Source organism: Mesorhizobium sp. M0898 (assembly GCF_040319695.1).
Taxonomy (GTDB): Bacteria; Pseudomonadota; Alphaproteobacteria; order Rhizobiales; family Rhizobiaceae; genus Mesorhizobium.
In genome coordinates, this window is the sequence record NZ_JAMYOE010000057.1 from 1 (window position 1) to 26031 (window position 26031).

Consider the following 26031-nt stretch of genomic DNA (forward strand, 5'->3'; position numbering starts at 1 on the left):
GGCGAGGAGGTCGCGTCGACCTTAATCAAGACGCTTCGGTGCGAGTGGATCCACGGCTTCATCGCCGACTTCTTCAACACTATCGGTCGGATCTTGCCGTTCATTGCCGATACCAAGCGTTAGGCTTTCACCACTAGCTCCGGGTGGCTATGCGCTTGCACGGGGGCAGGGAAGGCCGCTAAAGGCCTTCGAAGGACGGCAGGCTCCCTATCTCAGTCGAGCCGCCAGCGTCATTCAGAAGGCTGTAAAATCGAGCTTTCCTCCCGTGCCCGATCCCAGCACCGACCGGCCCCTCCTGAACTTCCCAGAGCCGACTCAATAGCCGCCTTTCAGGCTAGCTAGCACCGCGCCTGAGACTATCACTGAGCAGGCTGCCGCAACAAACAATGCACCGATCATAATGCCCCGCCATGGCTGTACACTTGGTAGTCGGACCTTATGTCGGAAGAACCAGTACAAGCCGAATGCAAGCCATGCATGTGCTGGTGCAGGGTGTTTCTAATGTCTTGGTACTGCATTCCGTGCATTGTTCCATGGACAACGACACCATGGGCGGCATAACCGAGATAGCGGGCGAGGCGCAAGGCTTCCCTCGGGTCGCGGGTTCGGAGCGAAACCTTGATGGTGGACGGCTTCCGTGCGGGGTGAGTGTGTCTCGGGATCGGCCAACGGAAATAGAAAATTTGGTTTCGCGAAAGTGCGAGGTACGTAGGATTTAACACTGGGATGTACCCCTTGGATGTCCCACCAAAGGATCGTGCAGGCTAACCTAGTGACTTTAAACAGAATGGTGGGCGATGCAGGGATTGAACCTGCGACCCCACCCGTGTGAAGGGTGTGCTCTCCCGCTGAGCTAATCGCCCGCTCGTTGCCCGAGGGCCAAGCGCGCCGCGATATAAGGGAGGCCGGCCTGCTAAGTCAACCACTTGTCGGTCGGCATTTGGCGGTCCGCCCGATGACCGGCTTTCAGCCCTCTGCCGCGGCCATCAGTCTTTGTGCCAGATCGAGCGTCAGCGAATCGAAATGCGAGATTACCGCCGACGGCTCGAACTCTCGCACATGGCGGTCTGTGTAGCCGAAATCGACTGCCACCACCGGAATCCCGGCGGCTTTCGCCGTGTCGATGTCGGTCAGCGAATCACCGACCATCAGTGCACGGTGCGGGTCGCCACCGGCGCGCGCGATGGTCTGCGTGAGATGGCGCGGGTCGGGCTTGCGGAACGGAAAACTATCCTGACCGCAGATCGCCGCGAAATGCCTGGTCATACCGAGCGCCTCGATCAGCGCCACCGAATTGGCCTCGTATTTATTGGTGCAGATGGCCAGCAGGTAACCGGCTGCCTCGAACCGTGCGATCGCCTCGGGGACGCCAGGGTAGGGGCGCGATTTGCCGGGGATGTTAACGGTGTAATGGTCCAGAAACAGCTTGAGCAGGCGGTCGTGCTCCTCCACTGCCAGCGACCTGTGCTGCGCTGCGTGAGCACGCTCGATCATCACCCGGCCGCCATGGCCGACGAAGCGCTTGAAGCCGGCTTCGTCGACGGCCGCGAGCTGGCTGGCGGCAAGGCTGTGGTTGAGACTGTCGAGCAAGTCCGGCGCCGTGTCGATCAGCGTCCCGTCGAGGTCGAACACGATGATCGGTCGGGTCATGGCCTGTCCTGTGACGATTTGATTGCCGGCAGGCGATAACCGCTGCGGCCCGTTCAGGCAAGACGGCTTATCCACCGCGGGCAAGGTCCTTTGACCAGCCCGGCAAAAATGCTACGAGCGCCGAAACAAATCTCGGGACCCAGCATGGATGCGAGGCAATTGAAGGTTGAGGCCGCGCGGGCAGCGCTTGCCCATGTCACGGATGGCATGCGGCTCGGCATCGGCACCGGCACGACGGCGGACGAGTTCGTGCGGCTGCTCGCAGACAAGGTCGCCACCGGCCTGACTGTCATCGGCGTGCCGACCTCTGAGCGCACCGCCGTCCTTTGCACCGAGCTTGGTGTGCCGCTGTCCACCCTCGAGCAAACCCCCGAGCTCGACCTCACCATCGACGGCGCCGACGAGATCGATCCGGCGCTGACGTTGGTCAAGGGCGGCGGCGGTGCGCTGCTGCGCGAAAAGATCGTCGCGGCGGCCTCCGCCCGCATGATCGTCATCGCCGACAGCTCCAAGATGGTCGAGATGATCGGCCGTTTTCCGCTGCCCATCGAAGTCAACCGGTTTGGCCTGCGCGCCACCGAAATTGCGGTCGGCGCGGCGGCTGCAAACCTTGGCCTTTCCGGCCCTGTTACATTGAGGATGACGGGGAGCCAGCCATTTGTTACAGACGGCGGCCATTTTATCCTCGATGCATCTTTTGGCCGCATTCCGGATACAAGAGCGCTTTCGAATGCTCTCCACGCCATTCCGGGCGTGGTCGAGCATGGTCTTTTCATCGGGCTGGCATCAACGGCCATCATAGCCGGCGGCGACGGCATTCAAACCGTCCATGCCGCCCGAAAATCAGGGAGTTTTACCGATCATGATGTTGCATAACCGGGTTGGCCGCTTTTTTGCCATTCTGGCGGCCTCGGCCGTTTTCGCGTTTTCGTCGCCTGCGTTTTCGCAGGACGTCACCGATGCGCATTTGAAGGCGGCGCGCGCCGCCGTCGCGGCGATCCATGCGACGGATACGTTCGACAGCATCCTGCCGCAAGCAGCCGCGGCACTGGAGCAGCAGATGATCCAGAAGAACCCGGACATGCAGGAACTGATCGCCAAGACGATCAACGAGAAGGCGATGGCCTTGGCATCGCGCCGCGCCGACCTGGAAAAGGAAGCGGCGCTCGCCTATGCAAAGGTATTCTCGGAAAAGGAACTCAATGAAATTGCCGCCTTCTACAATTCCGATTCCGGCAAGAAGCTGCTCGACAACGGCCCGATCGTGACGCGCGAACTGGTGAAGGCTGCCGAGATCTGGCAGAACGGCCTGGCTCGCGATCTCGCCCAGCAGGTCGGCGAGACCCTGGGTGCGGCGGCGAATGCCAAGGCGCCGGCTGCACCTGCCGACGGTACCGCTCCGGCCGATGGCGCAGCTCCCGCGGACGCTACACCGAATTGATTGCGGACTTCCGAGCCGCCTGACCGCCACTGGACCAAAAGCCCGGCAAATCCGGGCTTTTCTTTTGATAGTCGGCAGCCTACCTGTCTCGGGGTTTGAGGGGCAAGGAGTTCAGCCATGGCCGGTTACGACTACGATCTTTTCGTCATCGGCGGCGGCTCCGGCGGGGTGAGGGCGGCGCGCGTCGCGGCCGCACTCGGCAAGCGTGTCGGCATTGCCGAGGAATACCGCTATGGCGGCACATGCGTGATCCGTGGCTGCGTGCCGAAGAAGCTCTATGTCTACGCCTCGCAATTCCCCGAGCATTTCGCCGACGCCGCCGGTTATGGCTGGACGGTGCCTGAGGCGCGTTTCGACTGGCAGACGCTGGTCGCCAACAAGGACCGCGAAATCAGCAGGCTGGAGGCCATCTACAAGAAGAACGTGCAGGGCGCCGGCGGCGAGGTCTTTCATTCGCGCGCCATCCTGGTCGATCGGCATGTGGTGCATCTTCTTGGTGAGGATCGCACCGTTACCGCCGACCAGATCCTGATCGCTACCGGCGGGCGACCGGCGCCGCATCCGGCATTGCCCGGCCATGAGCACTGCATCTTTTCCAACGAGGCCTTCGACCTCAAGGAACTGCCGAAGGCAATCATGATCGAGGGCGGCGGCTATATCGCCGTCGAATTCGCCAACATCTTTCACGGCCTCGGCGTCGACACGACGCTGGTCTACCGCGGCAAGGAGATCCTCAGCCGTTTCGACATGGACCTCAGACGTGTGCTGCACGAAACGATGGAAAAGAAGGGGATAAAAATCCTCTGCCACGCCGTGTCCGAGTGGGTCAGGAAGCGGCCTGACGGCCGGCTCGACGCGCTTGTCACCGGCGGCACGGTGCTGACGGTCGACCAGGTCATGCTCGCCATCGGCCGCATTCCCAATACCGAGAACATGGGCCTGGAAGGCGTCGGCATCGAGATGACCAAAACCGGGGCAATCCACGTCGACGAATACTCCCGCACCAACATCGACAACATCTGGGCAATCGGTGACGTCACCCATCGGGTGCAATTGACGCCGGTGGCAATCCACGAGGCGATGTGCTTCGTCGAGACCGCCTTCAAGGACAAGCCGACGGCGCCCGACCATGACACGATCGCTACCGCAGTCTTTTCGCAGCCCGAGATCGGTACGGTCGGTCTGTCGGAGGATGAGGCGGCAAAGCGCTTTTCGGATGTTGAAATCTACCGCGCCACCTTCCGGCCGATGCGGCACACACTTTCCGGCCGCGACGAAAAGATGCTGATGAAGCTGGTCGTCGATGGCGCCTCGAAAAGGGTCCTCGGCGCCCACATTCTCGGGCCGGATGCCGGCGAAATGGCGCAGCTTCTCGGCATACCGCTGAAGGCCGGCCTGACCAAAGATGATTTCGATCGCACCATGGCGGTGCATCCGACCGCCGCGGAAGAACTCGTCACCATGTACAAGCCGACTTACCGGGTGAGAGATGGTGAGCGCGTCTGACGCGACGACAACCCATCGCGGCAACGAAATTGCGGCGATGGCAGTGCGTGCGTTTTCTTACAGCAACGTTCCGCGCAGGATCACCAGCGCCACAGAAAAATAGATCACAAGCCCGGTGACGTCGACCAGCGTGGCGACGAACGGGGCCGATGCGCTGGCCGGGTCGAAGCCCATGCGCTTCAGGGCGAACGGCAGCATCGATCCAGACAGCGAGCCGAAGGTGACGATGCCAACCAGCGTGGCGCCGATCGTCATTGCGATCAGCGGCCAGTGCGGGCCGTAGTCGTAGAAGCCGAGATACTGCCAGAGCGCGATGCGGCAGACGCCGACCACGCCAAGAATCGAGCCAAGCACCAGGCCGGTGGGCAGCTCGCGCAATGCCACCCGCCACCAGTCGCCAAGGCCGATCTCGCGCAGCGCCAGCGCTCGAATGACGAGCGAGGTCGCCTGCGAGCCGGAATTGCCGCCGGAGCTCATGATCAATGGAATAAATAGCGTCAGCACGATCGCCTTTTCCAGCTCGCCCTCGTAACTTTGCATCGCGTTTGCGGTCAGCATCTCGCTGATAAACAGCGCGCACAGCCAGCCGGCGCGTTTCTGGATCATCGCCAGAAAGCCCATCTTCATATAGGGCTCGTCGAGAGCCTCCATGCCGCCGAAACGATGCACATCCTCCGTCGTTTCCTCGATCATCGTGTCGATAATATCGTCGATGGTAACGATGCCGAGCAGTTTGCCGTTGTCCACGACCGGAACGGCGAGCAGATCATATTTCGAGATCAGCTGAGCAACCTTTTCACTGTCGGTCAGCGGTGAAACGGTGACAGGCGCACGATCCGGCGCGATTGCCATGATCAGCTCGTCGGGCCCGCCAGCGATCAGTCGACGCAGGCTGGTCGAGCGCAACAGGACATGCGTTTGCGGATCGACGATGTAGATCGCGTAGACGGTTTCGCGCGTCCGCTCCACCTTGCGGATATAATCCAGCGTGCGGGCCACGCTCCAGTCCGGCGGCACGCTGACATATTCGGTCGTCATGAGCGAGGCGGCGCTGCCTTCGGGATAGCCGAGAATGGCAAGCAGCGTCGCGCGCAGCGGTGGCGCCAGGCCACCAAGCAGTTCGGAACGAGCCGGCTCGTTCAGATCGCGCAGTATGTCGGCGGCGCGGTCGACCGACATGGCGGCAAGCAGTCTGCCTGCCTTGATGCGGGGCAGCGCCTCGACCAGTTCGAATGCGCCGTCGAGTTCAGGCTGGTCGAAGATCTCGACCAACCGCTCGAACGGCACTTCGCAAAGCAGCCCCGATGCCGTCTCGCGGGGCTCCTGGTTCAAGGCCTCGACGATGTCGGCGACGTGTTCGTTGGCAAGTACGCGAGCGATGGCGATGGCATCGCCGCCCGCGACAGGGGAAAACTCGTTCATGGCTCACTCCTTGCCGTCCGGCAGGACGTGAGCCTGTCAGGTCACGTCAAGCGGACGGCGGTTGCGTTCGACTGTGACTGTCGCCAGGCATGGCGCGGTGACCTTTCTGCTCGCGGGTTCGAGTTGAGATTCTGCAAGCCGGCGCAACATAGGAGCGCGCCTTGCCGAGTCAATCGCGAGAGCGGGTTAAAACGGCGGCAAACCGGCGGATCGCGAGACTGTGATCGGGCGACGTGGCAGGCTGGCTGGATGCCGGCAAGTGGTGCCCGCGGCTATCTCTGCTTCAGCCGGCGGGGAAAGCGCAGCCATTTGTCCTCGGCCGGCCGCGTCGGCTGCGTGAGGATGGTGGTGAGCTCTGCCGGCAAGCTCGGAACCAGCGGCTTCTTGGTGGCGACGCCGTCGGCGATCGCAACCACGCTGTGGTAGAATTCGGTGCCCGCGAGCGATCTCGGCGGCGTCGCCTCATGCATGATCGAGATCACAGTTGCATCAGGGCAATTGTCCTTGATCGCCTGGTGGAAGGCGATCCGTCCATCGGGGTCGAGCGCGCCGGTGGCTTCATCGAGGAACAGCAATCCCGGCTGCTGCAGCACGATACGGGCGACAACCAGCTTCTGTTTCTGCCCACCCGAGAGAACCTGATCCCAGATCTTTCTTTCACGGCTCTCATCGGCCAGATGCTCGATGAAGTCGCCGAGACCGGCCTTGTGCAGGGCGGAGGCGACCTGGATGTCGACGTAATCATGCTCGGAACCTGGCAGGCAGACCAGTTGCTTCAGCGAGACCTGCTGCAGCTTCACCTCCTGGGCGGCGTAGAAACTCTTGACCCCTTCCGGGAAGACGATGGTGCCGCGGCCATAAGGCCACAGGCCGTTGATCGCCTTGACCAGCGAGGTCTTGCCACAGCCGGATTCGCCCTTGAGGAACGTCCACTCGCCACGCCGGAAGCGCAAGTTCGCGGCACTCAGGAAGGGCGTTGCATCCTCACCCTGATGCGCCAGTTCAAGCTTCTGGATGGTCAGGCCGAAGACCGGGTTTTGGCGGTCGTAGCGGAAGTCGGAGCGGCCGGTCTGCTGATAGAATTCCTGCGGGTGCTGGACGTTTTCGATCGCCTGCGCCAATTCAATGACGCGCAAGCTGTTGGCGCGCAAGGTGGCAAGACTTGGCATGACATGGATGAACCACGAACATTTGCTGATCAGCGCGTTGACCTGTTCAGAACCTGTTATGTAACCCTTGAGGTCGAGGCCGTTATGGATAAACGGCACAAGGCCAGGCCCGAAGGCGACAATTTTGGCACCGACAAAGTTATAGACCGATTCGAATCCCGAATAGATGGTGTTGACGATGTTGAACTTCGACCAAGTCCTATCGATGTCGAGATAGAGCCGGCTATGTATCGTCTTCTGCACGACTTCGCCTTGCGAGGCCGCCACATGAAAGCTGCGGCGCAATAACGTGATCAGTTCGCCCCGATAGCTGCCTTCAGCCTTCTGCATCCTGATGTTGAGCCACTCCAGCATTCCGCCGATTTTGACTGCGATCCAGGTGTTGAACGGCACGTAGAGAGCGACCGCCAGCAGAGCAAGCACGACACTCCCGTAGCTGCCGAGGAACTCGAGTCCTTTTACCTCCACAGAATTTGCCAACAAAGCTCCACCGACAAAGTAGAGCGAGGTAAAGACACTGAATACGCCCATGGCAAGCCCAATAGCGCCGCCTGTCATGTCCTTGATCGATTCCTGCACGCGCTGGTCGATGTTGTCGGGCGCTGCCGTGCCGGACGAGCCATGCTGGGCGTGGTAGTGTGAATGGTTGGGGTCGAGTAGCGCCGCATTGAAGCGGCTATCTAGCCAGCCGCGCCATTTGCGATGCAATGTCGCCGATACAAACTTGCATGTACTGGTAATGCCCATGTCCTTGAGCACAACCAGCAGCACGAGCAGGCCGGCATTGGTCAGCAGCGTTTTGAGCGGCGTGGTATTCGCGGCGTCGTGAAAAAAAGCGATTGAGGTATATAGTTCAGCCGCCGCCACGGTAAACCAGACGTCGGCTTTGCTGGAGAGCCCTGTCAGCAAGCCTATTACCAAGGTGAGCGTCCAGGCTTCCACCCACCGGTCCGAGAACCAGTAGGCCCGCATCAGTCCCCAGAAGCTGCGCATCGACGATACGGGCGTCAGGGGCGACGGCCTTGCGGCACCGCGGAGCCATTTTTCCGATATTGAATGTCGCGTTGGTCTATCGACCCGAATCACTATCCCGCCCAAACGATTTTTCTTTTGTTACGGACAGTAACACCAATTGATCATTTTCCATTAGCTTTTCACCAGTCGCAGGTGGCTTAGCTTGCCGGCCGTTGCAGTGGAGCAACAGAATGAATGATCACGGCGCTGTGCCGTCACGTTTCGAGGGGCGGAATACCAACGCAATTTCAAATAGTTACTTGCCTGCGCCCGAGCAAGTAGAGATCTTCCCCAAGGGAAGGTCTTCACACAGCTTTGTGAACATAGAAGCGCCTTCCAGCGGCCGATCTTCACAGCCTGAACCGCCTTCACGGCCAGTCCGGCCTCGTCGGCGGCCAGGACGTGACCGTATGATTCGTGTTTGAAGCCGCCTTGTCAGGAACCCGTAATCGGCCAAGCAATGACTTTGCCGACACAGTCCAGGATGCGGATCAATATCAATTGGCCCGTGCTTTTTTAAAAGCGCGCCCAAACCTCGTTTGACAAAGATGCGCTTCGGATCGAACCTGCCGGACGCATCCAGGTTTGAACCGGGGGGAAGTTCTTCATGCTTGCACGGACATTGTTTGCGGCGATGCTCGCAACGTTCGCCTGGCTGCCGCAAACATATGCCGGCAGCCAGGCCGTTCCCGCAAACGCCGAGGGACAGATCGAGTTCAACACGCCGTCCGGCAATATTGGCTGCATCTACACACCGAAGGGCGGCACCAGCACCTACGAGCCGCAGGATGGCGGACCGGAACTGAGTTGTTCGCGCGTCGAGCCCAGCTACGTCACGATCATCCTCGGCCCGAAAGGCCCGGCGACGCTGATCAAGAATCCGGGCGAGCAAGGCTGCTGCGGCGGCGTCACCAGGCTGGCCTACGGCAACAGGTGGAGCAAGGGGCCATTTTCCTGCCAGTCATCCACCAAGGGATTGACCTGCACCGGCAAGCATGGCCATGGCTTTTTCGTCAGCAAGGCCAAGGTGACCGTGAAATAGTCCGACTCAGTTCGCTGTTTCCAGTTCGCCGCGTGCCTTGGCCGCGGCGACCTGGCGGAGTGCATCGGCGAGCGTATCGGCGTCCTGGGCACCCATCACCGCATATTTGCCTTCAAGCAGAAAGCACGGCACACCCGATATGCCCATGCGCGAAGCGGTGGCGATTTCGGTGCGCACGGCCTCTACATCGGCGTCGGTCGGCAGAAGCGTTTCGACCACGGACGCATCCATGCCGGCCTCGCGGGCGGCTTCGATCAGCACGGCATGATCGCCGAGATTGGCGCCTTCCTCGAAATTCAGCTGGAACAGCCGGCGCACCAGCCGGTTCTGAATGGCCTCGCCGGCCGTGCCGGCCCAGCGAATGAGACGGTGCGCATCCAGCGTATTGGGCGCGACCTTGATGGCGTCGAAGGCGAAGGAGATGCCTTCAGCCTCGCCCAGCGGCTCGATCCGGGCATGGATTTCGCGGATGCGTTGCTCGCTGCCGAATTTCGCCACCATATAGTCGCGGCGGTTCTTGCCCTCGGGCGGGATTGTTGGGTCGAGTTGGAAGGGCCGCCAGCGTATGTGAACGTCGATATCGACGGCGGCAATCGCCTTGTCGAGCCGTTTCTGGCCGATAAAGCACCAGGGGCACACGACGTCGGAGACCACATCGACAGTAATCGAGTTCTCGTCGTTCATCTTGATCTCCTGTTGTGAAGAGGTCACTTCGGTTTGCGCCACCAGGTCGGCAGCTGATAACCGTATATGGGCGTCTTTTGCGGATGTTCCAGATAGTTCCAATAGGCGAGCCATTGCTGGTTGTTGTGCTGTGTCGGCACCATGTAATTGCCGGAGATCAGCAGCCGGTCGAGAACGCGGACGGCCGCTACATAGTCCTCCTTCGAACGAGCTCTCAGCATCGCCTCGATCGCCGCATCCACTGCGGGGTCGGCGACACCCGCTAGGTTGAACGAGCCTTCCTTTTTTGCTGTCGACGACCCCCATCGCGCGCGTTGCTCGATACCGGGAGACAGTGAGCTGGCGCTAGAACCGATCAGCACGTCGAAATCGAGGCGCTGCTTGCGCGACTGGATCTGGTCGCCTTCGAGACTGCGGATGCTGACGCCAATTCCGAGCTTCGCCAGCGCGCGCTGGTAAATGGCGGCAAGACGCTCCTCGTCCTGTGAGGCGGTCAATATTTCGAAACCGAACGGCTTACCCTCGGGATCGAGCATCACACCGTCCTGCACGGTATAGCCTGCACCTTTCAATATCTCGAATGCCGCCGTCAGCACCTTGCGGTCCTGGCCGGAGCCGTCGGTGACGGGCGGCCTGTAGGTGCCGTCCATGACATCTGCGGGCACGCGATCGGGGTAGGGCGCCAGCAGGGCTTTTTCCTGTTCGCTGGCCGGGTGGCCGAGCGCGGACAGCTCGGAATTCTGCCAAAAGCTCACGGTGCGCGTGTATTTGCCGCCGAACAGGTTCTTGTTGGCCCATTCGAAATCGTAGAGCATGCCGAGTGCACGCCGCACGACCGGATTGGAAAATTTCGGCAGCCGCGTGTTGAACAGGAAGCCGTTGACCACCGGCGGGATGCCGGTGTCGAAAGTTTCAGCGATGACCTCGCCCCTGTGGAAGGCCGGAAAATCGAGATCGCGCTCGCGTTTGACCGGGTCGCTGTCGTCGTCGATGGCGCAGATGCCTTTCTTGAACGCTTCCTGCTTGGCGTTGGCGTTGAGGAAATACTCGATGGTGATCTGGTCGTAATTGTCGAAGCCGCGCTTGGATGGCACGTCCTTGCCCCAATAATCCGGATTGCGCTTGAACACGATGCGCTGGCCGGGCACCACCTGCGCCACCGTGTAAGGGCCACTGCCGATCAAAGGCTTCAGCGTCGTCTTGTCGAAGGTCTCCTTGTTGAAGGCGTGCTTCGGCAGGATCGGCGTCAGCGCGATGATCAATGGAGTCTCGCGGTTGGCATCGTCGTTGAAGATGAACCGCACGCTACGGTCGCCGGTCTTTTCGAGTTTGGCGATCATACCCATACGGTCGCTGTAAGGCGGCCGGCCCTTCTCGGTGAAGACGTCATAGGTAAACATCACGTCTTCCGGCGTCACCGGCTCGCCGTCCGACCATTTGGCCCTGGGATCGAGGTGGAATTCGATGCTCTTGCGCTCGGGGTCCATGTCGGCGGAATCGGCGAGCAGGCCGTAGAGACTGAAGGCCTCGTCGTAGTTGCGCTGCATCAGGGGCTCAAAGACGAGATTGCCATAGGCTTGATCCATCATGCCACGCGCGGTAGTGCGCAGGCTTCTCAGGATGAACGGATTGAGATTATCGAAGCTGCCTACGACGCAATAGGTAATGCTGCCGCCTTTCGGCGCGTCGGGATTGACGTAGTTGAAATGATCATAGTCGGCCGGCAGCGCCGGCTCGCCCTGCATGGCTAGCGCGTGCTTCGGTTCCGACAGAGCCGGCTGCAGGGAAAGGCCGACAAACAAGATTGCGGCGATCAGCCAAACGACAACGCGGCCCATGACCGTCTCCTTCCCGATTCGATGCGCAGCATACATGAGCCGGTCGTGCACCGGCCAACCCCTTGAGCCTATCCCTTGGCCAAGATTCGCGAGACCCGGGCTGGATTCGGCACCGCTTGCAGTGTAACACGCCGTCCGAAGTCATTCTGTTGCCTCATTTCGGCAACAGGTAGCTGGACCACACGGCATGAAAAAAGCCGGTTCCGGGATCATTTGAGAGGAATGCACGACATGACGAGCCTGAACAGCAACGCGTACCGCCTGTCGGTCATGGCCGCTGGCGTGGTCGGCATTCTGGGCGCCGGGATTCCCGCTGCTTCCGCGCAGCAGCAACAGCAGATTCCGCAAGGCTGGTTCAAGGCCTGCACCAAGCAGGAAGACGTCGACATCTGCAATGTCCAGAACATTACCACCGCCGGCAACGGCCAGCTCATCACCGGCGTCAGCCTGATCGAATTGAAGGGCAAGGTGAACCGCAAGGTGTTCCAGGTGACGGTTCCGACCGGCCGTCTCGTTCCTCCCGGCATCGGCCTCCAGATCGACGGCGGCAAGGCGCAGAAGCTCGACTATGTGATTTGTTTTCCGGATCGCTGCGTGGCGGAAGTGCCGCTGAGCGATCAGCTTGTCGCATCCTTCAAGAAGGGATCGGCGCTGACGCTCACCTCGGTCAATTTCCAGAACCAGCCGAACCCGATCAAGATTGCGCTGACCGGCTTCAGCGGCGCCTTCGACGGCCCGCCGCTGCAGCAGTCGGACATCGAGGACCGGCAGAAGAAGCTCCAGGAGTTCGTCGCCAAGAACAATCAGGACTTTGCCAAGAAGCTCAAGGAAGAGCAGGAAAAGGCGAAGGCCGCCAACTGATCGACGGGTTTTCGAACCAACAAAAAAGCGGGGGCTCATACCCCGCTTTTTTCGTTTGGACCCGCCATTTGTCGCGTTCAGCCAAGTCTCAAGCCAGTCCCAGCCCAGCCAGATCCCGGCTAAGTCAATGTCTCAATTGGTGCTTCGGCTCGTAGCGCCCGTCCGGCTTCTTGTCGAACATTTCACCAATCTGCGGATGCCGGACCGGTTCGCCCGACCGGTCCTCGAGTAAATTCTGCTCGGACACATAGGCGATGTATTCCGTTTCGGAATTCTCGGCGAGCAGATGATAGAAAGGCTGGTCCTTGCGCGGCCGCACGTCAGCGGGGATCGCCTCGTACCATTCGTCAGTATTGGCGAATTGCGGATCGACGTCGAAAATGACGCCGCGGAACGGAAACAGCCGGTGCCGAACCACCTGTCCGATCGAGAATTTGGCTGTCTTCATCGCACTCACCACTTGAACTTCTTGAACGCCACGCATCCTGGAACACGCAAGGAACGCTCCAGGACTTTAGATTCTTACGCACCGGTCCGGCAAAGATTGGCCCAGACCTTAAGGTCGACATCGTCATTATTTGGCGCAGACGCGGCGTCAATTCAATCCCGATCCCCTTGATGCCGGGTTGAACATCGCGAGATGCGGATCAAGGGCGGTGGCCAAGATCGCTATCGCTCAGCCGGTTTTCGCAATCCGCCAAAAAACGCCGCAAAACCGCTGCCGGGTCGAAGACCCTCGCGCATGAAAAACGCCCGTAACGGCGCAAACCCCTCAAGCGCGCCAAGGCCAGCGCTGCGCACCAGCTGGGCCGGCAGCATGTCGGAAAGCAGCGACATGTTGAGCAGGTTGACCGCGCTGCTGCGCGCCAGAATGTCCGGCCGCCGCTTGAAATCATAGGCTGCAAGCGCCTTGGCGGCGCCCGGGTCCGAGCGGTTTCTGCTTGCGGCACCAATCAGGTCGTCGATGTCCCGGATGCCGAGATTGAGGCCTTGCGCGCCAATTGGGGGAAACACGTGGGCGGCTTCACCGACAAGTGCCACGCGGCGATGCGCAAACCGCCACGGGCTCACCGCTGAAAGTGGGTAGACCTGCCGGCCGGGCTCAACCGACACGCGGCCCAACATCGATTGCATTCGCTGTTCGACCCGCGTCGAAAGCTCGGCGTCGTCGAGTGCTGCAAGGTCCTTGGCGATATCGGGTTCGAGCACCCAGACAAGGCTGGACCGGTTGCCGGGCAGGGGAACCTGTGTGAACGGACCGGTCTCGGTGTGGAATTCGGTCGAGGTGAAGGCATGGTCGCTGCGGTGACCGAAATTGAGCACCAACGCCGCCTGCGGATAGGATCGGATCGAGGTCCGGATGCCGGCTGCCTCGCGGGCCGGCGACTGACGGCCATCGGCGGCAACTGCCAACGATGCCTCAACCTCGCTGCCGTCGGCGAGAACGGCATGGGCATGGTCGGCATCGAGGCGCCATGCCTCCACCATCGACTTTCGCCATTCGATGCCCGAATGCGCGACAGCCTCGGCTAGCATGCGGTTGAGAACGCTGTTGGGCAAGTTCAGCCCGAATTGCTCTTCGTTGATCTCGCTGGCGCGAAAGGTCACTGTCGGGCTGCGGATCAGCCGGTTGGTTGCGTCAACGATACGCATCACCTTGAGCGGCGCTGCGTGCGGCCTGATTCCGTCGAAGATCCCTAGCCGTTCGAACATCTTCAGGGCAGGGTTCATCAAGGCTGTCGTCCGGCCGTCGGGGCCGGCGGCGTCGGGTCCGACGAGCGTCACGGGAAAACCCGCCTCGGTAAAGCCAAGCGCCGCGATCAGCCCCGCAGGGCCGCTGCCAGCGACCAGTATCCGTGCTGTTTCCCGATGGTTCAAATTCGGCTTCCGGATTGCGAGGTGAGGCCCGTCCGGCCTGCTGGTCCATATAGGTCAGGTGATGCGGCTTGATCAACGCGGCGATTCGGCCCATTCGGTTGCCATGACCGGCCGACAAGACGATTTCAGCCACCTCGACGGCACCGGCCGCGCGATGGCGAGCGTTGCATGCAGCCCTCGACTGACGGTGGGCGTCATTGCCGGCATGGGCATCGCCGTTGCCTGGCTCCTTCTCGGCGCAATGGCAGTTCGGGGGGCGGTGAGCCGGCTCCCGGGCGCCGATGTACCCGGCGACGCCGTGCTGGAATACCTGCCGCAACTGCCGCTGCCGGATTTCCTTGCGCGTTTCTTCGCCCTTTGCCTTGCGCCGGCGCCGCTTCGCGCAAGCGTAGGCGCGCAAGGCGGGGCACTCACCGCGATGTGGCTGTTGATGGCCATCGCGACCATGCTGCCCTCCGCGGCGCCGATGATCCGCACCTATTGCGAGATCGCAGATACCGCCCGGATCAAGGGGGAACCCGTTGCCCATCCGCTGATCCTGATCGCTGGATATTTGAGCGTCTGGCTTGCCGCCTCGGCAATATTCGCTGCCCTGACGCTCGCAGTCCATGCATTCGTGTCATCCGGGCAGATGCTCGATCCGCTGCTTGGAATTGCCGGAGCAGCCGCGCTGTCGATCGCTGGTCTCTATCAGTTCAGCTGGCTGAAGGAAGCCTGTCTGGAGAAGTGCAGAAATCCGTTCTCGGTCCTGTTCGCCAACTGGAGCGCCAGGCCCATTCGCATTTTCCGGTTCGGTATAGAGAAGGGCCTGTGGTGCCTTGGATGCTGCTGGGCGCTGATGCTGGTAATGTTTGCCGTCGGTGTGATGAACGTGTTCTGGATGGCGCTGATCGGCTTGTTTAGCCTGGTCGAAAAACAGACGGCAGGCAATCTGCCGACGCGGTTGGGCGGTGCGATACTGCTTGTCTGGGCAGCCGCGCTACTAGTAGTCTCGGCATGAGGGGGAGAATTCGATGACAGATCAAAACTGGGCAATGAAGGGAGAGCTCATACTTTCCTGCAATTGCACGGTTTTTTGCCCTTGCGTTCTGTCGCTCGGCAATCATCCGCCTACGGAAGGCTATTGCCAAACCTGGGCGGGGTTCCGGATCGATGCCGGCCATTTCGGCGAGGTCGACCTGTCCGGCCTCAATCTTGGGCTGGTCATGGAAATCCCCGGTTATATGAGCCGCGGCAACTGGACGGCGGGCCTGTTCATCGACAAGCGCGCCTCGGTTTACGCTGTGAAGGGACTGACGAAGATATTCACCGGCAAGGCCGGTGGAACCACATCGCTGCTCTCCATCCTGGTCGGACAGTTCCTCGGTGCCGAGCAGGTGCCGATCACCTACGAGACGCGTGAGAAAACACGCATCTTTCAGATACCGAAGATCATCGATGGTGCGGTGACGCCAATCACCGGCAAGGATCGCGACAAGGATACGGTCATCAGCAATTCGGAATACTGGATTGCGCCGGAAATCATCGTCGCCAAATCCGACAAGAGCAAAATGCGGGCCTTTGGCCGCAACTGGAACTTTGCTGGCCGTTCGGCCGAAATCTGCAAGCTGGACTGGCGGGGCCCGTGAGCAAGAAGACGACGGCCAGGAAAATCGCCGACCGGATTCCGCGGCCGAAGAAGAAAGTCACATGGCCTCAGGCGCGGGCGTTCTCGGTCCATCTCTTGACCGCGTCGGGCTCATTCCTGGCGTTTCTGTCGCTAGTGGCAGCAAGCGAGCAGCGCTGGACGGCGATGTTCTGGTGGCTGGGGCTGGCGCTTTTCGTCGACGGCATCGACGGGCCGATCGCCAGGAAGCTCGATGTCAAGGAAATCCTGCCGACTTGGTCGGGCGAACTGCTCGACAACATCATCGACTACGTGACCTACGTGTTGATTCCGGCCTTTGCGCTCTATCAGCGCGGCTTCATGGGCGAGCGCCTGTCGTTCCTGTCGGCGGCGATCATCGTGGTGTCGAGCGCAATCTACTATGCCGATACCGGCATGAAGACGAAGGAGAATTTCTTCAAGGGCTTTCCGGTCGTCTGGAACATGGTGGTGTTCACGCTGTTCGTCATCGAGCCCGGACAATGGGTTTCTTTCGCCGTGGTCGTGGTGGCCGGCATTCTCACCTTCGTGCCGATCAATTTCATCCATCCGGTGCGGGTGAAGCGGCTGCGGCCAATCAATCTCGGTATGACGCTGCTTTGGTGCGCTTTCGGCGCGCTGGCGCTGGCGCAGGCCGCACTTGCCTCCTTCTACGACCAGATCGGCGTGCTGGGCGAGCAGGTCAGCGATTTCATCAAGATCGGGATTACGGTCACCGGGCTTTACCTCGCTTGCATCGGCGCTATCATGCAGTTCTTCCCAAATCTCGGCGCCAAGCCGGATAAGAAAGCCTGATCCCAAGAGAGCCAGAAAATGTCCAAAGCGATCCGCATCCATGCCCATGGCGGCCCGGAGGTCCTGACCTATGAGGATGCCGATCCCGGGCCGCCGGGCTCGGGACAGATCCTGGTCAAGCATACCGCGATCGGTCTCAATTTCATCGACGTCTATTATCGCTCTGGCCTTTATCCGCCGCAGGGCGGATTTCCGCTGATCCCTGGCGGCGAGGCGGCCGGCGTGGTCTTGGATGTCGGCTCGGATGTCGACTGGCTCAAACCCGGCGATCGCATCGCCTACGCCGTGACGACCGGCGCCTATGCCGGGCAGCGCGTGATCGCCGCCGACCGCGTGGTGAAGGTGCCGGACGGCATCAGTGACGAACAGGCCGCAGCCATGATGCTAAAGGGCATGACCGCCGAATATCTGTTGCGCCGTACATTCAAGGTGAAAGCCGGCGACACGATCCTGTTTCATGCGGCGGCCGGCGGTGTCGGGCTGATCCTCGGCCAATGGGCCAAGCATCTTGGCGCGACAGTGATCGGCACGGCGAGTTCCACCGACAAGATCGAGCTCGCCAAGGCGCATGGCTTCGACCACGTGATCAACTATCGCGAACAGGATTTCGTGGCCGGCGTTGCCGCTATCACCGGTGGCGAGAAATGCGACGTTGTCTACGATTCAGTCGGCAACGACACATTTCCAGCCTCGCTCGATTGCCTGCGGCCGCTCGGCACTTTCGTCAGCTTCGGTCAATCGTCTGGGCCGATCCCGCCCTTCAGCATCTCGTTGCTGGCGCAGAAGGGCTCGCTGTTCGCAACGCGGCCGACACTGTTCGTCTATAATGCCAGGCGCGAAGACCTCGAGGTTTCCGCCGCTGCCTTGTTCGACGTGGTGCTCAGCGGCGCCGTCAAGATCAAGATAAACCAGCGTTACGCGCTCAGCGAGGCCGGCAAAGCGCATTCCGATCTCGAAGGGCGCCGGACCACCGGGACAACAATACTTATCCCTTAGGCGCCCGCAGTTTCGGGCCGCCGACGCCGCCGTTCTTGCGAACTGCTCTTTACCGCTTGAGTTTCCGCTGAAATTCTTGAAGCTCTTTCAAGTCGTGAGGCGCTTACCGTAGAGAGCAGCCCGCGCATACGATGGTTGCGGGAACACAGAACATGTCTGGCAAACCAGATGGAGGCACCGTGAGTGCAGATCAGGACGGCGCAAACCTGCTTGAGGTTCGCGGCCTCACAAAGATATTCGGCACGTTGACGGCGTGCGACCATGTCGATCTCAACATCGCCAAGGGCGAGATCCATGCGTTGCTTGGCGAGAACGGCGCCGGCAAGTCGACCTTGGTGAAAATGCTGTTTGGATCGCTGGAACCGAATTCCGGCGAGATTTTCTGGAATGGCCAGGCGGTCAGGATCACCAGCCCCGGTACCGCAAAAAAGCTCGGCATCGGCATGGTTTTCCAGCATTTTTCGCTGTTCGAAGCGCTGACGGCGGCGGAGAACATCGCGCTGTCGCTGGATGATGGCTCGCCGATCAGCACGATCGCGGCCAAGGCGAGGGCGCTCTCCTACAGTTACGGCCTGCCTCTCGATCCGCTGTCGCTGGTCGGTGATCTGTCGGTCGGCGAGCGTCAGCGTATCGAAATCATCCGCTGCCTGCTGCAGACGCCGCAACTCATCATACTCGACGAACCAACTTCGGTGCTGACGCCGCAGGAGGCCGATAAGTTGTTCGAGACGCTCGAACGGCTGCGTTCGGAAGGAAAGTCCATCCTCTACATTTCGCACCGGCTGGAAGAGGTCAAACGGATCTGCGACCGCGCCACCGTGCTGCGTCACGGCAAGGTGGTCGGCCATTGCAATCCGCGCCAGGAAACCGCGTCTTCGTTGGCGCGGATGATGGTCGGCAACGAAGTGCTGGCCGTGGTGCGGGCGCCGGCCGAGGGTATCGAGACCGCGCCGGTGCTGCTTCAAATCCGCGAACTCACCCGCAAGCCAGCGACCCCGTTCTCGATCCCGCTCAGGAACATCAATCTCGAGGTCCGCGCCGGCGAGGTGATCGGCATTGCCGGTGTGGCCGGCAACGGCCAGGGCGAATTCTTCGAATCCGTTTCCGGCGAGGTGCTGCAGCAGGATGCCGGCTCGGTCCGCATCCGCGGCAAGGATGCCGGCGGCCTCACCATCACCGGCAGGCGTCTGATGGGCGCTGCCTTCGTCCCGGAAGAGCGGCTCGGCCATGGCGCAGCACCGCGCATGAAGCTTTCGGAGAACCTGCTTCTGTCGCGCCACGCCACCGATGGCAAGATGTTTGTCGGCGCCGGTGGAATGGTCAAGGGCGATGCGATCCATACCGCTGCCCAGCGCATCATAAAGGCAATGGACGTGCGCAAGAGCGCGCCGGATCCGGAGGCTGCGGCTCTTTCGGGCGGCAATCTGCAGAAATTCATCGTTGGCCGCGAACTCGACCGCCGGCCGAGCGTCTTGGTGGTCAATCAGCCGACCTGGGGGGTCGACGCGGGTGCGGCGGCCCACATCCGCCAGGCGCTGATCGAACTGGCGCGCAGCGGCTCGGCGGTGCTGGTGATCAGCCAGGACCTCGACGAGCTGTTCGAGATTTCCGATGCGATCACGGTCATGCACAATGGCGAACTGTCGAAGCCGCTGCCGATAGCTGAAGCGACGTTCGAGAAAATCGGGCTGCTGATGGGCGGCGCCGAACCCGGTCATGCCGAACATACGCTGGAGACGGCCTGATGCGCCTCGAACTTGTAAAACGCCCGCAGCGCTCGATGCTGTTTTCGGCACTCTCGCCTTTCATCGCTTTCGTTTTGACGATCATTGCCGGTGCCATCATGTTCGCGCTGCTCGGCGTCAACCCGTTGACCGCGTTCCGCATCTACTTCATCGAACCGATCAGCCAGGTCTGGCAGTTGCATGAGCTGGCGATCAAGGCCGCCCCCCTGATCCTGATCGCGGTCGGACTGTCGGTCTGCTACAAGGCCAACATCTGGAACATCGGCGCCGAAGGCCAGTTCATCCTGGGCGGCATTGTCGGCTCGATCATCCCCGTGCTGTTTCCGCAGTTCGAAGGCCCATTGGTGCTGCCGCTGATGCTTCTGCTCGGCATGGTCGGTGGGGCCGCCTATGCTGCAATCCCGGCACTGCTGAAGACGCGCTTCAACACCAACGAGATCCTGACCAGCCTGATGCTGGTCTATGTCGCCCAGCTCTTCCTCGATTGGCTCGTACGCGGGCCGTGGCGCGATCCGCAGGGCCACGGTTTCCCGCAGACCATCCAGTTCAACGACTCGGCCATACTGCCGGAACTCCTCCCGGAATCCGGCCGGGCAAACTGGGGATTTGTCTTCGCGCTGATCGCGGCGATACTGATCTGGATCCTGATGAGCCGTATGCTGAAAGGCTTCGAGGTCCGCGTGCTCGGCTCAAGCCCAAGGGCAGGGCGCTTCGCCGGGTTTGGCCTTAACCGCATGGTCTTCTTTGCCTTCCTGCTGTCGGGCGCACTGGCCGGACTTGCAGGGATTTCGGAGGTCTCGGGAGCCATCGGACAATTGCAGCCGGTGATCTCGCCCGGCTACGGATTTACCGCTATCATCGTGGCGTTTCTCGGCCGGCTCAATCCGCTCGGCATCGTCGCCGCAGGCCTTGTACTGGCGCTGACCTATCTGGGCGGCGAGGCAGTGCAAAGCGCTCTCGGCATCTCCGACAAGGTAGCGCGCGTGTTCCAGGGCATGCTTTTGTTCTTCGTGCTCGGCTGCGACACGCTCATCCATTACCGCATTCGCCTGACCGGCTTTTCCGCGCCGAAGCTCGAGGCAGGGCCGAAGCTGGAGGAAGCCCGCTGATGGACATCACCGTCAACATCCTCTTGACCATCGCGACGGCGGCGACGCCGCTGCTGATCGCGGCGATCGGCGAACTAGTGGTCGAACGTTCGGGTGTGCTCAATCTCGGCGTCGAAGGAATGATGATCATGGGTGCCGTCGGCGGTTTCGGCGCCGGCTATCTCACCGGCTCGCCTTGGATAGGGCTGTTGGCGGCAATCACCATGGGGGCAGTGTTCTCGCTGCTGTTCGCCGTCATGACGCTGTCGCTGGCCACCAATCAGGTGGCCACCGGCCTGTCGCTGACACTGCTCGGCCTCGGCCTTTCCGGCATGATGGGAACGAATTTTGTCGGCCAGCCCGGCGAAAGGCTGCCAAACCTCGATATTCCCGGCCTGACCGCAATCCCGGTCGTTGGCAGGCTGCTGTTCGGCCAGGATCCAATCTTCTACATCTCGATCGCGCTGACCGCCGCCGTCATGTGGTTCCTGTTCAAGACCCGCACCGGGCTCACGCTGCGCTCGATCGGCGACAGCCATGCATCCGCCCATGCGCTTGGCATCCATGTCATCCGCTACCGCTATCTCTCAGTGATTTTCGGCGGCGCTTGTGCCGGCCTCGCCGGCGGTCACCTATCGCTGGTCTACACACCGCAATGGGTGGAGAACATGACCGCCGGCCGCGGCTGGATCGCGCTGGCTCTGGTCGTCTTCGCCTCCTGGCGGCCCTGGCGGGTGCTGGCCGGCGCCTATATTTTCGGCGCGATCTGGGTTGGCCAGCTTCACGTCCAAGCCATAAATCTGCAGGACTTCGTCGACGCGCCCTGGTTGCTCTACAAGTTAATTGCGTTCTTAAAATCGTTTCCCTCGCAACTGCTTTCTTCGCTGCCCTATCTGGCAACCGTCGTGGTTCTCGTTCTAATCTCGCGCAACAAGCGTTTGACGATGATGAACACGCCGGCCTCCTTGGGCCAGCCATTCGTTCCGGATCGTTGACAACAAAAAGACGGAAGCTCCAAGGCTTAACTCAGAGAGGTAACACAATGAAAAAACTGCTTATTGCCCTGATGGCGGCGACGGCCGCATTGTCGCTGGCGGCATCAGCCGAGGCGGCGGACAAGCTGAAGGCGTGCTGGGTCTACACCGGCCCGATCGGCGATTTCGGCTACTCCTACCAGCACGACCAAGGCCGCCTCGAGGTGGAAAAGGCACTCGGCGACAAGGTCGAGACCGCCTATCTCGAAAACGTCTCCGAAGGCCCCGATGCCGACCGCGCCTTCGAGCGCCTGGCGCGCGAGGGATGCAAGATCATTTTCGGCACGTCCTTCGGCTTCATGGACCCGGAAGTGAAGATCGCCAAGAAATTCCCCAAGGTGATGTTCGAGCACGCCACCGGCTACAAGACCGCCGAAAATCTCGGCATCTACAATGCGCGTTTCTACGAAGGCCGTTACGTGCTTGGCCAGATCGCCGCCAAGCAATCGAAGTCGGGCGTCGCCGGCTACATCGTTTCCTTCCCGATCCCGGAAGTGGTGATGGGCATAAATTCCTTTATGCTCGGCGCACAGTCGATCAACCCGAACTTCAAGGCGAAGATCGTGTGGGTGAACTCCTGGTTCGATCCGGGCAAGGAGGCCGATGCTGCCAAGGCATTGTTCGACCAGGGCGCCGATATCGTCGTCCAGCACACCGACTCGACCGCTGCCTTGCAGGTGGCGGAGGAGCGCAAGCTGCACGGCTTCGGGCAGTCCTCCGACATGATCAAGTTCGCGCCGCACGCGCAGCTGACCGCGCTGACCGACGAGTGGGGTCCCTACTACATCAGCCGGGTCCAGGCGGCGCTCGACGGCACCTGGAAGCCAGACAATGTCTGGCTCGGCATTAAGGACGGCGCCGTCAAGCTGGCGCCGTTCACCAACATGCCCGACGACGTCAAGGCGATGGCCGAAGCCACCACCAAGAAGATCGCCGACGGCTGGAACCCCTTCACCGGGCCGATCGCCAAGCAGGACGGCACACCTTGGCTGAAGGAGGGCGAGGTCGCCGACGACGCCACGTTGCTCGGCATGAATTTCTACGTGAAGGGCGTCGACGACAAGCTGCCGCAGTAGGCGGTCGGAAACATATCGAACGAAAGGGCGCCACGTGGCGCCCTTTTTCATTTTGGACGGAATATCAGACTGCTGAGCCGTAAAGGTCGTAAGCGTCGGCGCGCTCGATCTTGACCGTGACGATGTCGCCGGCGCGCAGTGGCCGCCGCGACTGGATATGGACCGAGCCGTCGATTTCGGGCGCGTCGTATTTGGTCCGGCCCTTGGCCGAATTGCCATGCGCCTCGTCGATCAGGACCGGCAGGCGCTTGCCAATTTTCTTGGTTAGCTGCGTTGCCGAAATCTTCTGTTGGCGCTGCATGAAGCGGTGCCAGCGGGCTTCCTTGATCTCCTGCGGCACTTGCTCGAGGCCGAGCTCGTTGGAGCGGGCGCCTCTGACCGGCTCGTATTTGAAACAGCCGGCGCGGTCGATCTTGGCCTCGTCCAGCCAGTCGAGCAGCATCTCGAAATCGTCGTCCGTCTCGCCGGGGAAGCCGACGATGAAGGTGGAGCGGATGGCAAGGTCCGGGCAGACGTCGCGCCAGCCGCGAATGCGCTCGAGCGTCTTTTCGCCATGAGCGGGCCGGCGCATGTTCTTCAGCACCTGCGGCGAGGCGTGCTGGAATGGGATATCGAGATAGGGAAGAATCTTGCCCTCGGCCATCAGTGGAATGACGTCCGCGACATGCGGGTAGGGATAGACATAGTGCATGCGCACCCAGACACCGAGCTTACCCAGTTCTTCCGATAGATCGAGGAATTTCGCCCGCACTTCGCGATCGCCGAACATGCTGGTCTGGTATTTGATGTCGATGCCGTAGGCGCTGGTATCCTGCGAGATGACGAGGATCTCCTTGACCCCGGCCTTGGCCAGCTTCTCGGCTTCGCGCAACACGTCGGCGGCCGGCCGCGATACCAGGTCGCCACGCAGCGCCGGGATGATGCAGAAGGTGCAGCGGTTGTTGCAGCCTTCCGAAATCTTGAGATACGCATAGTGGCGCGGCGTGAGCTTGACCCCTTGCGGCGGCAAAAGGTCGATGTGGGGATCATGGCTCGGGGGGGCAGCCTCATGCACCGCCGCCATCACGCTTTCATAAGCTTGTGGTCCGGTGATGGCGAGGACGTTCGGATGTCTTTCACGGATGACGTCCGGCTCGGCGCCGAGGCAGCCGGTGACGATAACTTTGCCATTCTCCGAAAGTGCGGAGCCGATGGCGTTGAGCGATTCGTCGCGAGCCGAATCGAGGAAGCCACAGGTGTTGACGACGACCAGGTCGGCGCCGTCGTGCTTGCGGGCGATCTCGTAGCCTTCGGCGCGCAGGCGGGTGATAATGCGCTCGGAATCCACAAGGGCTTTCGGGCATCCAAGGCTGACGAAACTGACGCGAGGGGCGGACATCTAAGCTTTTCCGGATTTTCAGGATTGGCGGCGCAGTATCACACTTGTCGCGGCATTGGTATGGGCAGCGGCTGCGGCGAAACGCAACCGCCAGCGTCGCCGAAGGCTCGCCGAAGCTGAAAGGCCGGCCGATGAGAATTCGAGTCGGCGTGTCAGCTCACCGCACTGCTGACATGCGGCAAGACTTCCACCGCGCCCCGGTAGATCATATCGAGTGCGACATAAAAGATGATCAAAAGGCCGATATAGGCGATCCAGCGATGGCGGTGCAGCAGCTTGGCGATGAAGCTCGCGGCAAGGCCCATCAGCGCGATCGACAGGACGAGGCCTATCACCAGCACCTGGAAGTGATCGCGCGCCGCGCCGGCGACCGCCAGTACGTTGTCGAGCGACATCGACACGTCGGCGATGACGATCTGCAATGCCGCCTGACCCAAGGTCTTCTTGCGCGCCTTGCCGGCCACCATATCATCGCTGTTGATATCGGAATTGGACAGCGCTTCGGTCGCCTCCACCTCGTCGGCATACGACGTGCGCAGCTCGCGATACATTTTCCAGCACACCCACAGCAGCAAGATGCCGCCGGCCAGCAGCAGGCCGACAATCTGTAACAGGGTGACGGTGATCGCAGCAAAACCGATACGCAGCACCGTCGCCGCCACCACGCCGATGAGAATCGCTCTCTTGCGCTGCTCGACCGGCAAGCCCGCCGCGGCCAAGCCGATGACGATGGCGTTATCGCCTGCAAGCACGAGGTCGATGGCGATGACCTGGAGCAGGGCAGAGAAGCCCGCGGCAGTGAAAATTTCCATCGACTGGAAGTCCCTTGCTGGTTGGCCGACCGTTCGCGTCGAATGCCTGGAGGGCCTAACGTGTATGGTTCCTGCGCGTCAAGGGACTGGTTGGAACAAGGTCGGCAAACCGCCCGTTATTGCGGCAATATACAGAGTTTGCGACGATCGGCCCGAACACCGGCAAAATGCGGCCACAGGTCGCGAATGCCTAGTTATAGAGATTGTATTTGGGCCAGTCGCTTTCCGGAATTTCATCACCGATCCGATAGCGGAGCTGCAGGACTTCCATATGGTCCGGCGCTGTTTCGCATTTGAATTTCAGCCGGTACCACTGTCCCTTGCTGCGAAACGCAGCACCCGGGCTCTTGATCGCATCGGCGCCCATTTCGGGCGTCGCAAAAGCGTAGGCGACGACACGATCGGCTTTGTATTTGTGGTCGTCGCGGGTAATCCGGTCGAGAATTTCGGCGTCGCATCGCTGCTCCAGCCGGGTTTGCGGATCGAGTTTCAGCAGGCCGGCGCGCAATGCGCTGTCCATTGCGCTGGCCGGCCAAGCCACTATCGTCCATGCGAGGACCGCAGAAAATAGTTTATTCATGGGCGGGAGAAGCATCATATTCGGGCGGAGAAATCAACCCGACGAAGCGCGGCTGCGCGGCGGGTGACAGTCTTCGCTTTGTGGCAGGTTGTTGATTACGCAATAGTATCACCGGTACTTTGGTATCGTTGCCATGATCAGCACCTGTCGCATTTCAGCGACGCGAGAGGTGGCGCGCGGCATGGGGCAGAGCGGCGGTTCTCCCCTAACCGGACCGGCCTGTTAAACCCAGGCAGTCGAGAATCCGACGAGCGGAAAACTCGACGTCATGCCTGCAGAATTGAAGAAATTGGATGCGCGGCCTGAGACATAGGTGACGTTTTGTACCGGACACATGGGTAACACTTTTGGCTTTTGGCCGGAGGTGTTGATGCCGT

At 61.0% G+C, this 26031-nt stretch carries 24 protein-coding genes and 1 tRNA gene; 13 read left to right on the forward strand and 12 right to left on the reverse strand.

All coding sequences use genetic code 11. The annotated features are described in order from the left end of the window. Nucleotides 1-395: 395 nt before the first annotated feature. The 3 genes from NKH90_RS30925 to NKH90_RS30935 form a co-directional block, all read right to left on the reverse strand. Entirely contained in the window at nt 396-722 is a 327-nt protein-coding gene (locus tag NKH90_RS30925) for a DUF6538 domain-containing protein (protein WP_352766595.1), read from the reverse strand. A 66-nt stretch (nt 723-788) separates the two neighbouring features. Then, nucleotides 789-863 (reverse strand) — tRNA-Val (locus NKH90_RS30930). 103 nt (nt 864-966) lie between these two features. Continuing rightward, nucleotides 967-1650: a phosphoglycolate phosphatase gene (locus tag NKH90_RS30935; RefSeq protein WP_352822968.1), complete on the reverse strand. Its 684-nt coding sequence runs from the start codon at nt 1648-1650 to the stop codon at nt 967-969. A 144-nt stretch (nt 1651-1794) separates the two neighbouring features. Between NKH90_RS30935 and rpiA the strand changes: the two genes are divergently transcribed. The 3 genes from rpiA to gor all read left to right on the forward strand — a co-directional run bounded on the left by rpiA (nt 1795) and on the right by gor (nt 4597). Beyond that, entirely contained in the window at nt 1795-2526 is a 732-nt protein-coding gene (rpiA, locus tag NKH90_RS30940) for a ribose-5-phosphate isomerase RpiA (protein WP_023675034.1), read from the forward strand. Then, a complete protein-coding gene (locus NKH90_RS30945; protein WP_352542027.1) occupies nt 2513-3091 on the forward strand; it encodes a DUF2059 domain-containing protein in 579 nt (192 codons plus the stop codon). The genes rpiA and NKH90_RS30945 overlap by 14 nt, the downstream gene beginning before the upstream one ends. A gap of 117 nt (nt 3092-3208) precedes the next feature. Beyond that, nucleotides 3209-4597, forward strand: coding sequence for a glutathione-disulfide reductase (gor, locus tag NKH90_RS30950; protein WP_352542026.1), 1389 nt, complete (start codon nt 3209-3211; stop codon nt 4595-4597). 57 nt (nt 4598-4654) lie between these two features. Here gor and mgtE read toward each other — a convergent pair whose 3' ends face one another. Further along, the gene (gene mgtE / locus NKH90_RS30955; protein WP_352542025.1) at nt 4655-6019 is read right to left on the reverse strand and encodes a magnesium transporter; all 1365 of its coding nucleotides are present in this window, start codon (nt 6017-6019) and stop codon (nt 4655-4657) included. 272 nt (nt 6020-6291) lie between these two features. Further along, nucleotides 6292-8181, reverse strand: a complete 1890-nt coding sequence (locus NKH90_RS30960; RefSeq protein ID WP_352822971.1) for an ABC transporter ATP-binding protein/permease — start codon at nt 8179-8181, stop codon at nt 6292-6294. A gap of 628 nt (nt 8182-8809) precedes the next feature. On the opposite strand from NKH90_RS30960, the gene NKH90_RS30965 reads away from it, so the two are divergent. Continuing rightward, nucleotides 8810-9244, forward strand: coding sequence for a hypothetical protein (locus NKH90_RS30965; protein WP_352448905.1), 435 nt, complete (start codon nt 8810-8812; stop codon nt 9242-9244). Nucleotides 9245-9250: 6 nt separating this feature from the next. On the opposite strand, the gene NKH90_RS30970 is transcribed toward NKH90_RS30965, so the two are convergent. Together NKH90_RS30970 and NKH90_RS30975 are read right to left on the reverse strand one after the other, a co-directional pair. Next, entirely contained in the window at nt 9251-9928 is a 678-nt protein-coding gene (locus NKH90_RS30970) for a DsbA family oxidoreductase (RefSeq protein WP_352456761.1), read from the reverse strand. Nucleotides 9929-9951: 23 nt separating this feature from the next. After that, nucleotides 9952-11766 carry an extracellular solute-binding protein gene (locus NKH90_RS30975; RefSeq protein ID WP_352822973.1) on the reverse strand — a complete coding sequence of 605 codons (1815 nt, stop codon included), beginning with the start codon at nt 11764-11766 and terminating at the stop codon, nt 9952-9954. Between the two features lie 231 nt (nt 11767-11997). On the opposite strand from NKH90_RS30975, the gene NKH90_RS30980 reads away from it, so the two are divergent. Next, complete coding sequence (locus tag NKH90_RS30980) at nt 11998-12627, forward strand: invasion associated locus B family protein (RefSeq protein WP_352448908.1); 630 nt, start codon at nt 11998-12000, stop codon at nt 12625-12627. 124 nt (nt 12628-12751) lie between these two features. Here the strand turns inward: NKH90_RS30980 and hspQ are convergent, their stop codons facing one another. Further along, nucleotides 12752-13075: a heat shock protein HspQ gene (gene hspQ / locus NKH90_RS30985; protein WP_023675043.1), complete on the reverse strand. Its 324-nt coding sequence runs from the start codon at nt 13073-13075 to the stop codon at nt 12752-12754. A gap of 221 nt (nt 13076-13296) precedes the next feature. After that, a complete protein-coding gene (locus NKH90_RS30990) occupies nt 13297-14505 on the reverse strand; it encodes a UbiH/UbiF family hydroxylase (RefSeq protein WP_352822975.1) in 1209 nt (402 codons plus the stop codon). Between the two features lie 61 nt (nt 14506-14566). Between NKH90_RS30990 and NKH90_RS30995 the strand changes: the two genes are divergently transcribed. From NKH90_RS30995 to NKH90_RS31030, 8 genes are all read left to right on the forward strand, one after another. Next, nucleotides 14567-15505 carry a DUF2182 domain-containing protein gene (locus NKH90_RS30995; RefSeq protein WP_352822977.1) on the forward strand — a complete coding sequence of 313 codons (939 nt, stop codon included), beginning with the start codon at nt 14567-14569 and terminating at the stop codon, nt 15503-15505. A 13-nt stretch (nt 15506-15518) separates the two neighbouring features. Continuing rightward, nucleotides 15519-16133: a DUF1326 domain-containing protein gene (locus NKH90_RS31000; protein ID WP_352471871.1), complete on the forward strand. Its 615-nt coding sequence runs from the start codon at nt 15519-15521 to the stop codon at nt 16131-16133. 35 nt (nt 16134-16168) lie between these two features. Further along, nucleotides 16169-16945 (forward strand): phosphatidylcholine synthase, encoded by a 777-nt coding sequence (gene pcsA, locus NKH90_RS31005; RefSeq protein ID WP_502893794.1) that lies wholly within the window; start codon nt 16169-16171, stop codon nt 16943-16945. Nucleotides 16946-16963: 18 nt separating this feature from the next. Then, nucleotides 16964-17941, forward strand: coding sequence for a quinone oxidoreductase family protein (locus NKH90_RS31010; RefSeq protein WP_352613622.1), 978 nt, complete (start codon nt 16964-16966; stop codon nt 17939-17941). A 152-nt stretch (nt 17942-18093) separates the two neighbouring features. Then, the gene (locus NKH90_RS31015; RefSeq protein ID WP_502893792.1) at nt 18094-19686 is read left to right on the forward strand and encodes an ABC transporter ATP-binding protein; all 1593 of its coding nucleotides are present in this window, start codon (nt 18094-18096) and stop codon (nt 19684-19686) included. After that, a complete protein-coding gene (locus tag NKH90_RS31020) occupies nt 19683-20795 on the forward strand; it encodes an ABC transporter permease (protein WP_352448966.1) in 1113 nt (370 codons plus the stop codon). Before NKH90_RS31015 ends, NKH90_RS31020 begins: the two co-directional genes overlap by 4 nt. Beyond that, nucleotides 20795-21769 (forward strand): ABC transporter permease, encoded by a 975-nt coding sequence (locus NKH90_RS31025; protein ID WP_352448916.1) that lies wholly within the window; start codon nt 20795-20797, stop codon nt 21767-21769. The genes NKH90_RS31020 and NKH90_RS31025 overlap by 1 nt, the downstream gene beginning before the upstream one ends. Nucleotides 21770-21816: 47 nt before the next feature. Next, nucleotides 21817-22884 (forward strand): BMP family ABC transporter substrate-binding protein, encoded by a 1068-nt coding sequence (locus NKH90_RS31030; RefSeq protein ID WP_352542018.1) that lies wholly within the window; start codon nt 21817-21819, stop codon nt 22882-22884. A 64-nt stretch (nt 22885-22948) separates the two neighbouring features. On the opposite strand, the gene rimO is transcribed toward NKH90_RS31030, so the two are convergent. The 3 genes from rimO to NKH90_RS31045 all read right to left on the reverse strand — a co-directional run bounded on the left by rimO (nt 22949) and on the right by NKH90_RS31045 (nt 25672). Further along, nucleotides 22949-24262, reverse strand: coding sequence for a 30S ribosomal protein S12 methylthiotransferase RimO (gene rimO / locus NKH90_RS31035; RefSeq protein WP_352448918.1), 1314 nt, complete (start codon nt 24260-24262; stop codon nt 22949-22951). A 152-nt stretch (nt 24263-24414) separates the two neighbouring features. Further along, nucleotides 24415-25074, reverse strand: coding sequence for a TerC family protein (locus tag NKH90_RS31040; RefSeq protein WP_023675054.1), 660 nt, complete (start codon nt 25072-25074; stop codon nt 24415-24417). Nucleotides 25075-25264: 190 nt separating this feature from the next. Continuing rightward, a complete protein-coding gene (locus tag NKH90_RS31045) occupies nt 25265-25672 on the reverse strand; it encodes a DUF930 domain-containing protein (protein WP_036238130.1) in 408 nt (135 codons plus the stop codon). Nucleotides 25673-26031: the final 359 nt, after the last annotated feature.

Bases quoted from the DNA above. Each gene is read 5' to 3' on its own strand.
- rimO (WP_352448918.1), bottom strand. From the start codon at position 24,262: ATGTCCGCCCCTCGCGTCAGTTTCGTCAGCCTTGGATGCCCGAAAGCC.
- NKH90_RS31045 (WP_036238130.1), bottom strand. From the start codon at position 25,672: ATGATGCTTCTCCCGCCCATGAATAAACTATTTTCTGCGGTCCTCGCA.
- NKH90_RS31000 (WP_352471871.1), top strand. From the start codon at position 15,519: ATGACAGATCAAAACTGGGCAATGAAGGGAGAGCTCATACTTTCCTGC.
- NKH90_RS31030 (WP_352542018.1), top strand. From the start codon at position 21,817: ATGAAAAAACTGCTTATTGCCCTGATGGCGGCGACGGCCGCATTGTCG.
- NKH90_RS30965 (WP_352448905.1), top strand. From the start codon at position 8,810: ATGCTTGCACGGACATTGTTTGCGGCGATGCTCGCAACGTTCGCCTGG.
- rpiA (WP_023675034.1), top strand. From the start codon at position 1,795: ATGGATGCGAGGCAATTGAAGGTTGAGGCCGCGCGGGCAGCGCTTGCC.
- mgtE (WP_352542025.1), bottom strand. From the start codon at position 6,019: ATGAACGAGTTTTCCCCTGTCGCGGGCGGCGATGCCATCGCCATCGCT.
- NKH90_RS30970 (WP_352456761.1), bottom strand. From the start codon at position 9,928: ATGAACGACGAGAACTCGATTACTGTCGATGTGGTCTCCGACGTCGTG.
- NKH90_RS30975 (WP_352822973.1), bottom strand. From the start codon at position 11,766: ATGGGCCGCGTTGTCGTTTGGCTGATCGCCGCAATCTTGTTTGTCGGC.
- NKH90_RS30980 (WP_352448908.1), top strand. From the start codon at position 11,998: ATGACGAGCCTGAACAGCAACGCGTACCGCCTGTCGGTCATGGCCGCT.
- NKH90_RS31015 (WP_502893792.1), top strand. From the start codon at position 18,094: ATGTCTGGCAAACCAGATGGAGGCACCGTGAGTGCAGATCAGGACGGC.
- NKH90_RS30935 (WP_352822968.1), bottom strand. From the start codon at position 1,650: ATGACCCGACCGATCATCGTGTTCGACCTCGACGGGACGCTGATCGAC.
- gor (WP_352542026.1), top strand. From the start codon at position 3,209: ATGGCCGGTTACGACTACGATCTTTTCGTCATCGGCGGCGGCTCCGGC.
- NKH90_RS30960 (WP_352822971.1), bottom strand. From the start codon at position 8,181: ATGCGCAGCTTCTGGGGACTGATGCGGGCCTACTGGTTCTCGGACCGG.
- NKH90_RS30995 (WP_352822977.1), top strand. From the start codon at position 14,567: ATGCGGCTTGATCAACGCGGCGATTCGGCCCATTCGGTTGCCATGACC.
- NKH90_RS31010 (WP_352613622.1), top strand. From the start codon at position 16,964: ATGTCCAAAGCGATCCGCATCCATGCCCATGGCGGCCCGGAGGTCCTG.
- NKH90_RS31040 (WP_023675054.1), bottom strand. From the start codon at position 25,074: ATGGAAATTTTCACTGCCGCGGGCTTCTCTGCCCTGCTCCAGGTCATC.
- hspQ (WP_023675043.1), bottom strand. From the start codon at position 13,075: ATGAAGACAGCCAAATTCTCGATCGGACAGGTGGTTCGGCACCGGCTG.
- NKH90_RS30945 (WP_352542027.1), top strand. From the start codon at position 2,513: ATGATGTTGCATAACCGGGTTGGCCGCTTTTTTGCCATTCTGGCGGCC.
- NKH90_RS31025 (WP_352448916.1), top strand. From the start codon at position 20,795: ATGGACATCACCGTCAACATCCTCTTGACCATCGCGACGGCGGCGACG.